Source organism: Micrococcus terreus, assembly GCF_900116905.1.
GTDB lineage: Bacteria > Actinomycetota > Actinomycetes > Actinomycetales > Micrococcaceae > Citricoccus > Citricoccus terreus.
On the sequence record NZ_FPCG01000002.1, the window covers coordinates 217,815 to 232,387 of the forward strand.

Sequence of the window (14,573 nt, forward strand, 5' to 3'; positions counted from 1 at the left end):
ACAGACCGGAAACGGTCTGGAGAACACTGCGCCTCTAGCTCAACTGGCAGAGCAATTGACTCTTAATCAATGGGTTCCGGGTTCGAGTCCCGGGGGGCGCACCACGGCTTCACCACACGGCATCCAGACCTGACGGTCCGGGTGCCGTTCGTGCTTCACCCCAGCTTCACCCACTGTTCCCACCCGGCGCTAGTCTCCGCCCACTCATCCGTGACAGGATGTCCTCAGATGTGGGGAACATCACCGCCCGTCGGCCCGGCTGGGTCCGTGTGGGCGTCGTTCCCATGAGCTGGAGGAGCTGGGTTCGTGTTCCATCACTGGGTGGCCGCTGTGGCGGCCTCGGTCCTGGCCCTCTCGACCTCAGCGATCTCCCCTGCCGTCCAGGAGCAGGCCGAGACGGCGGCAGACTCCTCCGTCCTGTCCTCAGCCGTCACCGCTGTGCACTCGGACTACTCTCCCCAGGCCAGCCCTAGCTGGCCGCGCGGGCGCAGCACCGGTGAACGGATCGTCCGCACCGTCTCCTCCGAGCGGACGGCGGCTCACGGAGCGTTGGCCCCCTCCTCCGTCGTGCAGGGTGGCACTGCCCTGGCCCATCCGATCGGCCCAGATGCCCCGATCTCCTCCGTCTACGGGTGGCGCACCAATCCCACCGGTCTCGGAGACCCTGTCCAGTTCCACATCGGCCAGGACTTCGCCGTTCGCTGCGGAACTCCCGTCCGAGCCGCCGCCGCGGGGACCGTCACCTGGTCGGGATGGAAGGGCACGGGTGGGCTGCGGGTGGACATCGACCATGCCGACGGTCTGGCCACCGCCTATCGCCACAATTCGCTCATCCTGGCCCAACCCGGCGACCAGGTCGCCCAGGGTGACATCATCGCCCTGGTGGGGACCACCGGGAACTCCACGGGGTGCCACCTGCACTTCGAGGTGACCGTGGACGGCACCTACGTGAACCCCGCTCATCTGCTGCCGGGAGGCCGCGGTCTGGCGCCGATCCGGGTCAATGCTCCCGTCACCGCCGAGCGCCCGTCCGCACCGAGCGGAGCCTCCGGCCCTGTGGTGCAGGACTCGACCAGACCTCAGGTCCCGACGACGCCCCGCACCCACCAGCGTGAGGAGATCTCGCGCTCCGCCCAGGCCGAGATCGCCCCTCGGAGCCAGCGCACCGCACGGTCGTCCAGCCCCGTCCCGGGCACCCGGTCACCCGCGGCGTCGTCTCAAGCCAGCTCAGCACCGACACCTGCAACGGCCTCGTCGACGCGTCCCGAATCTCAGCGGCCGGTCCCTCGCCCCACACCGGTCAAGGAGCCCTCGGCACCCCCGGCCCCGAAGTCGACCCCGGCCCCGGCAGCGAGCCCTCTCGACCCTGTCCAGGCCGTCCCGGCCCCCACACCGTCGGAGCCCGCGGCTCCCGCACTCCCTGCCGTGCCTGCCGAACCTGCCGAACCTGCCGTGCCTGCCGAACCTGCCGAACCGACTGAGCCGGCCGAGACCATCCCGTCCTCACCGCAGCCTGAACCAGCTGAGCCGTCGTCACCGGCAGCGCCGGCAACCCCCTCGGAGCCCGCGGAGCCCGTCGCTGCGCTGCCACCCGAGCCACTCACCGCCGCCCAGGCCGCACAGTGGTGTCTGATCCAGGCGGAGGAGGAGGACCCCGAGCACGCCGACCCGGTGGCGGGACATCTCGATGCCGAGGGTGTGCCCCGGGCCGCCTCCGAGGAGCTGCTGGCGGTGCTCGCTCCCGAACCGCTGTGGCTGACCGAGCTGCCCGACTGCACGGACCAGGATTTCCTGGACTCCGCGGCCGAGGTCCGCAATGAGGATCCAGCCGCTGCGGCGCAGCCGCGGGTGAGCGAGGACGATGAGATCGCCTCCTCCGAGTCCAGCGCACAGGATGAGGCTCCGACGTCCTGATCGGTTTGTCCACGTTTGCGGCACCTCGGCGGCAGTGCCAGAGTGGGTCCATGACCACCCCTGAACGTCTCTCGCCGGGCCAGCCCGCTCCCGCCTTCACCCTTCCGAACCAGGACGGATCGCCCGTCTCCCTGAGCGACTTCGCCGGACGTCAGGTCATCGTGTACTTCTACCCGGCCGCCGCCACCCCGGGGTGCACCAAGCAGGCCTGCGACTTCCGTGACTCCCTGGCGAGCTTTCAGGCCGAGGGATATGCCGTCGTCGGGATCTCTCCGGATCCCCAGGCCAAGCTGGCCCGGTTCCGCGATGCCGAGGGACTGACCTTCCCTCTGCTCTCTGATCAGGACCACACCGTGTCCGCCGCCTACGGAGCCTGGGGAGAGAAGAAGAACTACGGACGCGTCTACGAGGGCCTGATCCGGTCCACGGTGGTGGTGGCCGAGGACGGGACCGTCGCTCTGGCCCAGTACAACGTGCGGGCGACCGGACACGTGGCCAAGCTGCGGCGGGACCTGGGGCTGGACTGACCCACGGAGGCCGAGCCCCTCCACCCGGTACCATGGGTGCCTGTGCCCGGACGCTGTGCGGCCGGGGACTTCATGCGGGCGTGGCGGAATTGGCAGACGCGCTGGATTTAGGTTCCAGTGTCTCCGGACGTGGGGGTTCAAGTCCCCCCGCCCGCACCACTCTTCGACAGGGGGATGACGTCCATGGACCTCTCACGCCGGACCGTCCTCTCCGCCGCTGCCACCGCCCTGGCCTTCTCCGTCACCGGCTGTGCCCACACCCTCCGCTCAGCAGGCCAGCAGACCACTTCCCCGGCGCCGACGCCCACCACACCTGAACCCACCGTCAGCACGGTGCACCCCCTGCGGGTGGGCACGGCCGCACCACCGCGCACCCTGGACCCGGCCTGGGCCGATGACGCCGAGTCCCACCGCGTCACCCGCCAGGTCGCTGAGACGCTGGTCGGCGTGGATCCGGACACCGGGGCGCCGACTCCCCTGCTCGCCACGCGGTGGACCATCACCCCGGATGGGCTGCAGTACACCTTCACCCTCCGACCGGACGTCCTCTTCCATGACGGCACGGAGCTGACCGCTGAGACCGTGGTGGCCAACGTGGAACGGTGGTCCCGGCTGCCCGAGGAGCTGGGGGCGGGCCGCCTCGCCCAAATGCCGCGACTGAGCTTCGACTCGGTGTTCGGCGGCTACGCCGGCGAGGACGGGTGCCGGTTCGACAGCGTCGAGGCGACAGATGAGGCGACCCTGGTCATCACCCTCACCGAACCCGTCATCTTCCTGCTCGACGCCCTGACCGCCCCTTCCTTCGCGATCACCTCCCCGGCCTCCTGGGAGCAGGCCCAGACCCGCATGGCCCAGACCCCGGACTCCCAGCTTCCCGAGACACGCGTTGCCGGCACCGGCCCGTACCGCTGGGCCGAGGCCGGGGAGCTCGACGAGGCCCCGCAGGATGACCGACGGCCTCTGCGCCTGGAGATCTGGGATCAGTACTGGGGAGGCAGGCCACAGATGGGGCCGGTCACCCTGCAGGTCTCGCCCCGAGCCGAGGACCGCCTGCGCGATCTGCGCCGTGACGAGCTGGACGTGTTCGACGTGGTCACGCCGGACCTGCTGCGTCCCCTCGTGCAGGGCGGTGCACAGATCCTGCAGCGCGACCCGGTGTCCGTGCTGTACCTGGGCATGAACCTGAGCCACCCGGTGATGAACCGGCTCTATGTCCGACAGGCCGTGGCCCACGCGGTCGATCGGCGTGCACTGGCCACCGAGGAGTTCCTGGCCGGCACCTCCACAGCACACTTCTTCGTACCGCCGTCTCTGGGCGTGGACCCGGAGGAGCTCACCACCTACGGATACGACCCGGCTGAAGCGGAGCGGCTCCTGAGGCTGAGCTCCTATGAGGGAGAGGAACTGGAGTTTCTGTACCCGGTGTACACGGCTCGGCCCTACCTTCCCTCCCCCGAGCGGATCTATGCCCGGATCTCGGCCGATCTGGGTCGAGTGGGCATCAGGGTGCGGCCCGTCCCCGTGCCGTGGGACGAGGACTACGCCCACCGGGTCCGCTCCCACTCGACACGGGCGTTCCACCTCGGTGGACGGACGGCCCAGTTCCGAGATCCGCACAGCTTCATCGAACCGCTGTTCGGACGGGACAACGCTGAGTTCGCCTACCAGAACCGGCGGGTCTCCGAGACGATCGACCTGGCCCGCGGTGCCGCTGATCCCAGTGCGCGGCGGGACCTCTACGCCCAGGCTGCCGCGTCGGTGGCACTGGATCTGCCTGCCCTCCCGCTGGCATTCCCGATCTCCGCTCTGGCCGCCGGACCTCGGATCCAGTCCTATCCGGTCTCCCCCGTCCTGGATGAACGTTTCGACCGGGTGGTCCCGGTCCCGGAACAGGGATGACGGGGCGCACACCCTCGCGGCAGTAGTAGAGTCAGGGGGTGGCCGAGGTCTGCAGAACGCCGCTGTGACGCGCCTGACAGCCGGCCCCCGACACCATCACCAGCCTTCCCAGGAGAAGATCGTGACCCAGCAGAGCCCGAACACCACCTACGACGTCGTCCTGGTGGGCGGTGGCATCATGAGCGCCACCCTGGGCGCGTTCCTGAAGGAGCTGGAGCCGAACTGGTCGATCGCGCTCTACGAGAACCTGCATCAGGCCGGACTGGAGTCCTCGGATCCCTGGAACAACGCCGGCACCGGTCACGCCGCTCTCTGCGAGCTGAACTACGCCCCGCTGGGTGCCGACGGAACGGTCGACCCGGCCAAGGCCGTGGGCATCAACGAGCAGTACCACGTCTCGCGCCAGTTCTGGTCCTACCTGGTGCAGCAGGGGCAGCTGGGTGACCCCAAGACCTTCATCAACCCGCTGCCGCATATGAGCTTCGTGTGGGGCGATGCGCACGCGGACTACCTGCAGAAGCGCTACGAGGCGTTGAGCAGCCAGCCTCTGTTCCAGACGATGGAGCACTCGGAGGACCACGAGGTCATCCGCGGATGGGCACCGCTGCTGATCGAAGGCCGTGATCCCAGCCAGCGGGTGGCTGCCTCGCGCGTCGTGGGCGGCACCGATGTCGACTTCGGCTCCCTGACCCGCCAGCTGACCACTCACCTGGGCGACGCCGGAGTGGACCTGCGCTTCGGCCACAAGGTGACCGGCCTCTCCCGCGGCACGGACGGACGCTGGGAGCTCAAGGTCAAGAACAAGGCGGCCGGAGAGACCTTCGCCTCGCGTGCACGGTTCGTGTTCGTCGGCGCAGGCGGCGGAGCACTGCACCTGCTGCAGTCCTCCGGCATCCCAGAGGCCAAGGGCTTCGGCGGCTTCCCCGTCTCGGGCCAGTTCCTCAAGTGCACCGACGAGGCAGTCGTGAGCCAGCACATGGCCAAGGTCTACGGACAGGCCTCCGTGGGCGCCCCGCCCATGTCCGTGCCTCATCTGGACACCCGGTTCGTGGACGGACGTCGTTCGCTGCTGTTCGGACCCTACGCCGGGTTCTCCACCAACTTCCTCAAGACCGGGTCCTACCTGGATCTGCCGCTCTCCGTGCGTCCGCACAACCTGCTGCCGATGCTCAACGTGGCCAAGGACAACCTCTCCCTGGTCTCGTACCTGGTCAAAGAGGTCGCCAAGACGCAGGGCAAGAAGGTGGACTCCCTGCGTGAGTTCTACCCGGAGGCCGAGGGCGGAGACTGGGAGCTCATCACCGCCGGCCAGCGGGTGCAGGTGATGAAGAAGGATCCGAAGAAGGGCGGCGTGCTGCAGTTCGGCACCGAGGTGGTCACCTCCGCCGACGGCTCGATCGGCGGCCTGCTCGGAGCCTCCCCCGGTGCGTCGACCGCGGCCCCCATCATGGTCAACCTGCTGGGCCGCTGCTTCCCGGCCAAGATGGCGGCCTGGACCCCGAAGCTGCGGGAGATGATCCCCTCCCTGGGGCACCAGCTCAACCACGAGCCGACCCTGTTGGATGAGATCACCCGGGCCACGGACGCCACCCTGCAGCTGGCCTGACGGCTGCCTCTGACCCGACAGGACGATCATGGGTGCCTTGGCACGTTTCTCCCTGGCCAATCGAGCCCTGATCGCGCTGATCACCGTCTTCACGGCGGTGTTCGGCGTCCTGTTGGCCGGGCAGCTCAAACAGGAGCTGATCCCGTCCCTGGAGTTCCCGGTGGTCTCCGTGACCACCACCATGCCCGGTGCCACCCCCGAGGTCGTCGACCGGCAGGTCGGTGAACCATTGGAGACCGCCCTGCAGGCCGTGGAGCATCTGGAGTCCTCCACCTCGACCTCGGCCACGGGCCTGAACACCATCGCCCTGCGCTTCGATTACGGCACCGATCTGAACCGGGCACGGTCCCAAGTGGACCGGGCCGTCTCGAACGTGTCCGGGCAGCTGCCGGAGGACACCCAGACCAGCTCCTTCGCCGGCTCGGTCTCGGACTTCCCGGTGATCTTCATGGCGGTCAGCGGGGGCGAGACGGGCCTGAACGAGCTTCGCTCCGAGATCGAACGCCTCGCGGTGCCTCGTCTGCAGAAACTGGACGGAGTCCGCGGAGCGTCCGTGACCGGTGGCACCGAGCAGCACATCTCCATCCTTCCCGACGACGACGCCATGGCCGATGCCGGCCTGACCGTTGCGGACATCCGGACCGCGCTGGAGGAGAACGCCGGCCTGTTCCCGATCGGGCAGATCCCCGAGGGATCCCTCACCTTGCCCATCCAGGCCGGCGCTCCGATCGAGACGCTGGAGGATCTGCGTCAAGTCGCCGTGATCCCCTCTGACGACGCCGCACAGCCTGCCTCGGACGGCAGCACGGCGGCACCGGGAACAGCGCCACCATCGGCCCCGGACGGTGGCGCCGCCCCCACCCGGCCGGACGAGCAGCAGTCGCCTGCAGCACCGACACCGCCAGCGGCCGGCGTGCTGTTGGGAGAGCTGGCCACCGTGGAGCTGGCCGATGATGTGGCCACCTCGATCACGCGCACCGACGGGGTGGACACCCTCGGCCTGGCCGTGACCAAGACCCCTGATGCCGACACCGTCTCCGTCTCGCAGGCGGTACGTGAGCTCGTTCCGGAGCTGGAGGCCCTGCTGGGCTCGGACGCCGCCATCACGGTGGTCTTCGATCAGGCGCCGTTCATCGAACAGTCCATCCAGACCCTCGTGCAGGAGGGCATCCTCGGACTGGGATTCGCCGTACTGGTGATCCTGGTGTTCCTGGCCTCGGTCCGGTCCACTCTGGTCACGGCCGTTTCGATCCCGCTGTCACTGCTGGTGACGCTGATCGGCATGCGGGTCTCGGACTACTCCTTGAACATGCTCACCCTCGGAGCACTGACCATCTCGATCGGCCGTGTCGTGGACGACTCCATCGTGGTGGTGGAGAACATCAAGCGCCACCTGGCGGCCGACGTCGGGAAGAAACGTGCCATCCTGGACGGCACCGCCGAGGTGGCCACCGCCATCACCTCCTCCACCCTGGCCACCGTGGCCGTGTTCGCCCCCGTGGCCCTGGTCGGCGGGATGGCCGGAGAGCTGTTCCGACCCTTCGCCGTGACCATGTCCATCGCCCTGCTGGCCTCCCTGTTCGTGGCACTGACGATCGTCCCCGTCCTGTGCTGGTGGTTCCTGGGGCATCAACCACGCACCCAGGCACAGCACCGTGCCGAGCCCACCGCCGCGGCAGACGGATCGACCGAGACGGATCCGGCTCCCGGCACCACCGTGACCCGTCGACTCGGACCGATGCAGAAGGTCTACCGACCGGTGCTCCGGGTCACCCAGCGCAGGCCGGGCCTGACGCTGGTGGCCGCTGCGCTGCTCCTGGGCGCAACGGTGGCGGCTGTTCCGCTGGTGCCCACCAACCTCCTGGGCGACACCGGCCAGAACACCTTCACGGTCACCGCCACTCAGCCTGCAGGGACATCACTGGAGACCACCGCTGAGGCCGCCGATCAGGTCGATGAGGTCCTGCGCGGCATCGAGGGTGTCCACCATGTGCAGTGGACGGCGGGTTCAGCCGGATTCATCCCCGGGATGCGGGGAGCATCCGACGAGGCCACCTTCACCGTGCTGACCGATCCCGAGGTCGATCAGCAGCTGCTGCAGCAGCAGGCCCGCGATCAGTTGGCCGAGCTGACGGGCGTGGGCGAGGTCCGTCTCTCCGCCGCCGGCGGCATGGGGATGTCCTCCGACATCGAAGTGCGCATCACCGCCCCGAGCCCGGAACTGCTCACCCAGGCCGACGCCGTGGTCCGTGAGTCCATGGCCACACTGGACGGCGCCCAGGAGGTCAGTTCCAACCTCTCCCAGGCCCGCCCCACCGTGCAGGTCACTGTGGACCGTGCCGCCACCTCTGAAGCCGGGCTGACCGAGGAGCAGGTGGCACTGCAGGTCGCCGCGGCGCTGAACCCGGTGCCGGCCGGATCGATCCGCCTGGGGTACACCGACTATCCGGTCCAGATCGGGGACCCGGCTCCCGTGGAGAGCACCGAGGACCTCTCCGGAGTGGAGGTGATGACCGGGTCCGGCCCCCGACCGCTGGATGAGTTGGCAGAGGTCAGCCGCGAAGAGGTCCTGGCCACCGTCACCTCCACCAATGGAGATCGGACGGCCGTCGTCTCGGTCACGCCGGCCGACGATGACCTCGGCGCCCTGTCTGGACGTGTCTCCCAGACTCTGGAAGGCCTCGACCTGCCTGAGGGCACCTCAGCCGAGCTCGGCGGGGCGGCCACTCAGCAGCAGGAGAGCTTCAACGACCTCTACCTGGCCCTGTTGGCGGCGGTGGCGATCGTGTATGTGATCATGGTGGCCACCTTCCGGTCGTTGATCCAGCCGCTGGTGCTGCTCGTCTCGATCCCCTTCGCCACCACCGGGGCGATCGCGCTGCTGCTGGTGACCGGTTCGGCTCTGGGGCTGCCGTCGCTGATCGGCTTCCTGATGCTGGTGGGTGTGGTGGTCACCAACGCGATCGTGCTGATCGATCTGATCAACCAGTACCGGCGCATCGAGGGCATGGATCTGGACACCGCCATCGAGCGTGGGGCCCTGAACCGTCTGCGCCCGATCGTGATGACCGCGCTGGCCACGATCCTGGCCCTGGTGCCGATGGCGTTGGGGATCACCGGTCACGGCGGATTCATCTCCCAGCCACTGGCCATCGTGGTCGTGGGCGGTCTGGTCTCCTCCACCGTGTTGACCCTGGTCCTAGTGCCGGTGCTGTACCGCCTGGTGGAGGGGTTCGGGCAGCGACGCCGAGAGCGCCTGGGGCTGTCCGAGGACTGATGCCGCCGGGCGTCGGGACGAGGGCTCAGCCCTGCTGATCCTCCAGCAGGTGTGCGTCGACCTTGATGTGCTCGAGCGTGATGCCGCCCTGCACGGTGGACAGGAACGCGGTGTCGGAGGCGTCGGCGCCGGTGGCGATGCGGGCCAGGGAGCTCATCTCTGCCAGGCCGGTGGCGTCGATGAGCTGCCAGGCGCCGTCCACCCAGGCTTCGGCGACCGCGTGGAAGTCCATCGGTCGCAGGCCCGGAGCATATCCGGCGACGACTCGGGCAGGGGTGTTGCGTGCACGCAGCAACGCCACCACCAGATGCGCGAAGTCACGGCAGATGCCCTGGCGGGCCAGGAACGTGTCCACCGCCCCGTCCGTGCCGCGGGAGAACCCCGGCACATAGCTGATGTGGCTCTGCACCCAGGAGGAGACGGCATCGACCAGCTCCTGCCCCGTCAGGGAGCCGAAGAGCTTGCCGGACGTGGGGAAGAGCTTGTCCGACTCGGCGTAGCGAGAGGGGCGCACATAGCGGATCAGGTCTGCCTCATCCCCGACCGGGGCCGATTCGGCTCCTCGCACGAGGCTGCGGTAGTCCACACGCACGGTCCCTGGCGCGACAGACCCCCGGGGGAACCCGTCGGCGTCGGTGTCGCGTTCGGGTTCGGACCCACGTGGCGGGCGGGGCGCTGCCTCGAAGTCCTCCGGAATGTCGATGACATGGAGCCGCCCCCCATGGTGGTCCTGCACTTCGACAGCCGAGATCTCACCGTGCGGAGAGATCACCCGCAGCGACTCCTGATCACAGGTCACACCCTCGGCCTCGGCGACGGCGATAGCGAAGACCATGCGGGTGCCGGGACTGGGGCGGACGGTCAAGGTGGAGCGGACGTCACGAAGCATGCTGTCCAGGGTAGTCCTCCCCGCCCGTGGGCAGAACCACCGTCAGGTGTGATCCCTGGCGGGTCTTGGTGACCTCGAGACGGCAGGGGATCTCCTGGCGCATCCGGTCGACGTGGCTGACCAGTCCCAGCGTCCGGCCACCCGCCTGGAGACCGTCCAAGACCTCCATGACCTGTTCCAAGGTCTGGGCGTCCAGGGAGCCGAACCCCTCATCCACGAACAGCGTGTCCATCTCCACACCGCCTGCCTCTGCCTGGACGGTGTCGGCCAGCCCCAGTGCCAGAGCCAGCGAGGCCATGAACGTCTCTCCCCCGGACAGGCTCGAAGCCGGGCGGAGCGTGTCCGTGTAGAGGTCTCTCACCACCAGGTCCAGGCCGCGACGACGTGCTCCGCCGGTGCTGGAGTCATCATGGACCAGCTCGTAGCGGCCGTCCGTCATGGTCAGCAGCCGCTCGGTGGCGGCCTGCGCCACATCTTCGAGGCGTCCGGTCAGCACGTAGCTGGCCAGCCGCATGCTGTACTCGTTCTCACCGCCGCCCCGGACCAGCTTGAGCAGCTCCTCGACCTCCACGGCTCGCGCACGCTGGTCGGCCGACCTCGCTCCGACCTCCTGCAGGGTGCCGCACTGCTGGTCGATCTGCTGCTGCAGCGCATCCATCCCCCCGGCGGCGGACAGGGCGGCGTGTTCACGCTCGGTGGACTCCAGCGCGGACTGCCGGGCCGCTTCGATCTGCTCCGCTTCAGGAACGGCCACGCCCTGGCGCAGCAGCTCCTGCCCCTGGACCACATCGGCGGTTCGGGCCAGCTCGGCCAGGGCCGCACGCTCCTGGTCCCAGGCCTGGACCGCCGAGGACAGCTCCTGATGGAGCGGCTCGTCCAGCAGAGCAGCTCGAGCGTGGTCCAGATCGGTGTACCCACTGGCGGCGATGTCGCGTGCCAGCGAAGCCTGCTCCGTGCTCACGGTCGCCTCGCGCAGGGTCAGGTCTTCGCCCGCCGCCAGGGCGGTCTGCACTCGTCCGCGGGCCCGGATCAGCTCCTCACGCAGCTCAGCCAGGCTCGATCGTCCCTGGAGGGCAGCGCTGATCTGACGGCGCAGCCGATCGCGTTCCTCGCCCTGATGCTCCATGCGGGTCTGCAGCTGGGCCCGGGCCTGACCTTCCTGGTCCTGCCGTGTACGTCGCTCACCGAGCTGCGCCTCGAGCTGGCGCAGCTGAGACTGCGTGCGGTCCAGCTCCGAGGCGGCCAGTTCGGCTCGCTGCTGGGCCTCCTGCGCGGCGGCAGCCTGCTCCTCGGCCTCATGCAGGCTCAGACCGGCGGCGACGACCTGCGTCTGCCCCACCTGACGTCGCAGATCGTCCAGCACGCGCTGGGCCTGCTCCCGCCGCGTCTCCGCTGTGCGCCAGGCATCGTGGGCACGCTCCTGTGCGGCACTGGACAGATCAAGAGCGGGGTGATGGGCGTCGTCCTCGGTGTCCTCCGGCGGGGTGGCACCCGACGGGTCGGGATGCTCGGCAGAGCCGCACACGGGACAGGGCTGGTCCGGCACCAGCTCTGCGGCGAGCAGGGCGGCCGCGTTGTCCAGGCGCCTCTGCACCAGATCCAGCCAGTGCTGTCTGGTGTCCTGTGCCGTGTCCGTCACCGATCGCAGCGACTGCTCGGCGTCCCTGACCTCGTCTGCAAGTTCCTGCATCCGCCGCGCAGCGGTCACCCGGCTGACGGCCTGAGCGGTGGTCTCCGCCGCCTGGTCCAGCCCGGCGGCGGTTCCGGTGAGCCCTTGCGCGCTCTCCTGCAGGCCACTGATCCGGTCCTGCAGCTGCTGGATCTCGACACTCAGTGCCTCAATCCGTGCGCACAGCTCCTCGTCCTGAAGGGCTCCCGTGGAGAGCTCGTCGTCCAGTTCGAGGGCACGACGGTCATCGGCCGCATGCCGGTCCAGGGCATCCACGGCCCGGTCGGCCTGACTCTGGACCTCACGGAGTCCAGTGATGATCCGTGCCAGGTCCTCGCCGGGGCCCGCCGCCTCCAGGGCTGCGGCGCCGTCCGTCTCCTTCGCCCAGCCGAGGACATGTTCATCGTCCCTCAGGGCGCCGAGGGCCTGCTCCCACGTCTGGTGCGCGAGCAGTGCCCTCTGCCGGGCTCGCTCCACGTCCTGGGACCGGCGCACCAGGGGCGTGGCCGTGCGGTGCTGCTCCAGCCGGGCCCGACTGCGCTCGGTCTGCTCGCTGGCCGCCCGGTGCCGCTCGTCCCGTTCGGCCCAGGACACGGCCGCCACCAGGGCTGCGCGGTGCTTCTCGAGCCGGGTCAGTTCCTCGCGGGCCTGGGCCGCCTGGTGGTGAGCGGACTCCACCTCCTGCTGCGCAGACTCCACCGCACGGGTCACCGCACCGGTGGCCAGCACGGACCAGTCCTCGTCCGTCCACTGGGTCCGGTCGAGCAGGGTGGCGGGCTCGTCGTCCGGCTGGTCGTCGGCGTCCTTCGTCCGGTCGGCGTCCCAGTCCGAGCCCAGCCTGTCGGTCAGCGCCTCATCGATCTCCTCCCGCAGCCGGTCAGTGATCTGCTGGTCCTGCCGGACGGCGTCGGCCAGCAGCTGGTGGCGTGCGGCCAGGTCCTTCTCCACGTGGTCGAACCGTCCGGTGCCGAAGAGACGGCGCAGCAGGATCTCCTTGTCCTTGGAGTCCGCGCGCAGGAACCGTGCGAACTCCCCTTGGGGCAGCATGACCACGTGCATGAACTGCTCCGAGTCCAGCGGCAGCACCGTGCCCAACAGCTGACCGATCTCATCCGCCCGCACGGAGAGCTCCGTCCAGGTGCCGTCCCGCAGCTCACGCAGCTGTGCACCGGCCTTCTCCTCGGTGTACTGGGACCCGTCGCTGCTGCGACGTTTCCGGGGGCGCAGGTACTTGGGCCAGCGCAGGATCTCGAATCTGCGGCCGCCCAGGGTCACCTCCAGCAGCACCTCCGGCCGGGTTCCCGGCGCGGCATACGTGCTGGCCAGCGTGTCCACCGAGCGTCGCCCGGGAACCGTGCCGTAGAGGGCGAAGCACACGGCCGAGAGCACCGTGGACTTTCCGGCTCCGGTGGGCCCGTCCAGCAGGAACAGCCCTGCGTCGTTGAGCGGCTCCAGGTCCACGGTCTCCCGTCCGGCGAACGGGCCGAAGGCCTGCAGCTCGATGCGGTGGATCCTCATGCGCTCTGCTCCTGACGTGCGGCCGCGAGCGCCTGGCGCAGCAGCTCGGTCTCTCCGGACGTGGCGGGCCTGCCCCGCACGTGGTCCACGAACCCGGTGCAGAGGGCGAGGTCGTCTCCCTCGGCCCGCCGCAGCCGTTCGGCGTAGGTGCCGGCGGTGCGCCGAGGCCCTCCGGCGGGGGCCAGGATGAAGTTCAGCAGCCCAGGGAAGCGCTCCTTGAGCCGGGCGTAGGCCAAGGGCGGTCTGATGGCATCGGTGATGGTGATCTGACACCAGGCCTCCTCCGCCCACGCCAGGGTGGGATCGGTCAGCAGGGTCTCCACCTCTCCGCGCAGCACGGCCAGCCTCCGTCCGGCGCTCCAGTCCACCTCCTCTACCGCCGTCACCGTGCCCCCCGCCGTGGAGATCAGCAGGCCGCCCTTGCGGTGCTGGTGCTCGGAGAAGGAGTAGGGCAGGGGCGACCCGCTGTAGCGCACCGTCTCGGAGAGCCGCTGACGGCCATGCAGGTGCCCCAGAGCCGTGTAGTCGATCCCCTCGAACACCCGCAGGGGCACCTGGCCGAGCCCGCCCACCTGAGGTGCGTGGCCGCCGTCGGGCTCTGCTGTCCCTGTCACCTGGCCCTGAGGCGAGCCGGCCTCGGCGCCGATGTCCCGCTCACTGTCCGAACCCTCACCGCCGGCGGCGAACAGGTGTGCCATGACCACGGTGCACAGTCCCTCCGGATGGTCTGCGGCGCGGGCGGCGGAGTCAGCGCGCACCCGGTCCATGGCCTCCTGCATCACGGCGGTGTGGTGTGGCTCGACCTCCCACTGCTGGCCCTGGTGGCGCGGCTCGAGGTAGGGCACGCCGTAGACCGCGACCGTGCCGCCGTCTGGGTCCGGCGCCAGCACCGGATCGGTGATCTGCTCGGCCCGGGTGCGCACGTGCACTCCGGAGGCGGCCATCAGCGCACCCCCGAAGCCCAGCCTGACCGCAGAGTCATGGTTGCCGCTGGTCAGCACCACCTGCGCCCCAGCTTTTCGCAGCTCCGCCAACGCCTCGTCCAGCACCTGGACGGCGTCCGCCGAGGGCAGCGCCCGGTCATACACGTCTCCGGCGACCAGCACGAGGTCGACCCCGCGGTCCCGCACGGTCTGGGCCATCTGGGAGAGGACCTCACGCTGGGCGTCCAGCAGGCCGGTGCCGTGGAAGGAGCGGCCGATGTGCCAGTCGGAGGTGTGGAGGATCAGCATGCACACCACGGTAGCGGTGCCCCCGGACGCGTTAGCGTGTCC

At 69.5% G+C, this 14,573-nt stretch carries 8 protein-coding genes and 2 tRNA genes; 7 read left to right on the forward strand and 3 right to left on the reverse strand.

Annotation, left to right across the window (positions count from 1 at the left end):
* Positions 1-28 precede the first annotated feature (28 nt).
* From BM355_RS03400 to BM355_RS03430, 7 genes are all read left to right on the forward strand, one after another.
* A tRNA-Lys gene (locus tag BM355_RS03400) sits at positions 29-104 on the forward strand.
* A 202-nt stretch (positions 105-306) separates the two neighbouring features.
* Positions 307-1,914, forward strand: a complete 1,608-nt coding sequence (locus BM355_RS03405) for a M23 family metallopeptidase (protein WP_091694556.1) — start codon at positions 307-309, stop codon at positions 1,912-1,914.
* 50 nt (positions 1,915-1,964) lie between these two features.
* Positions 1,965-2,441, forward strand: coding sequence for a thioredoxin-dependent thiol peroxidase (bcp, locus tag BM355_RS03410; protein ID WP_091694559.1), 477 nt, complete (start codon positions 1,965-1,967; stop codon positions 2,439-2,441).
* 74 nt (positions 2,442-2,515) lie between these two features.
* Positions 2,516-2,600: transfer RNA gene (locus tag BM355_RS03415), tRNA-Leu, on the forward strand.
* 24 nt (positions 2,601-2,624) lie between these two features.
* Entirely contained in the window at positions 2,625-4,340 is a 1,716-nt protein-coding gene (locus tag BM355_RS03420; RefSeq protein WP_177227813.1) for an ABC transporter substrate-binding protein, read from the forward strand.
* Between the two features lie 121 nt (positions 4,341-4,461).
* Entirely contained in the window at positions 4,462-5,946 is a 1,485-nt protein-coding gene (locus tag BM355_RS03425) for a malate:quinone oxidoreductase (protein ID WP_091694571.1), read from the forward strand.
* 28 nt (positions 5,947-5,974) lie between these two features.
* Positions 5,975-9,223 carry an efflux RND transporter permease subunit gene (locus BM355_RS03430; protein ID WP_091694574.1) on the forward strand — a complete coding sequence of 1,083 codons (3,249 nt, stop codon included), beginning with the start codon at positions 5,975-5,977 and terminating at the stop codon, positions 9,221-9,223.
* 25 nt (positions 9,224-9,248) lie between these two features.
* On the opposite strand, the gene BM355_RS03435 is transcribed toward BM355_RS03430, so the two are convergent.
* Genes BM355_RS03435 through BM355_RS03445 form a run of 3 tightly spaced genes read right to left on the reverse strand, consistent with a single transcriptional unit; the run spans position 9,249 to position 14,531 of the window.
* Positions 9,249-10,112 carry a transglutaminase-like domain-containing protein gene (locus BM355_RS03435; protein WP_245760572.1) on the reverse strand — a complete coding sequence of 288 codons (864 nt, stop codon included), beginning with the start codon at positions 10,110-10,112 and terminating at the stop codon, positions 9,249-9,251.
* On the reverse strand, positions 10,102-13,299 hold the full coding sequence (locus tag BM355_RS03440; protein ID WP_091694577.1) for an AAA family ATPase: 3,198 nt from the start codon (positions 13,297-13,299) through the stop codon (positions 10,102-10,104). The genes BM355_RS03435 and BM355_RS03440 overlap by 11 nt, the downstream gene beginning before the upstream one ends.
* Positions 13,296-14,531 carry an exonuclease SbcCD subunit D gene (locus BM355_RS03445; RefSeq protein WP_091695337.1) on the reverse strand — a complete coding sequence of 412 codons (1,236 nt, stop codon included), beginning with the start codon at positions 14,529-14,531 and terminating at the stop codon, positions 13,296-13,298. The genes BM355_RS03440 and BM355_RS03445 overlap by 4 nt, the downstream gene beginning before the upstream one ends.
* Positions 14,532-14,573: the final 42 nt, after the last annotated feature.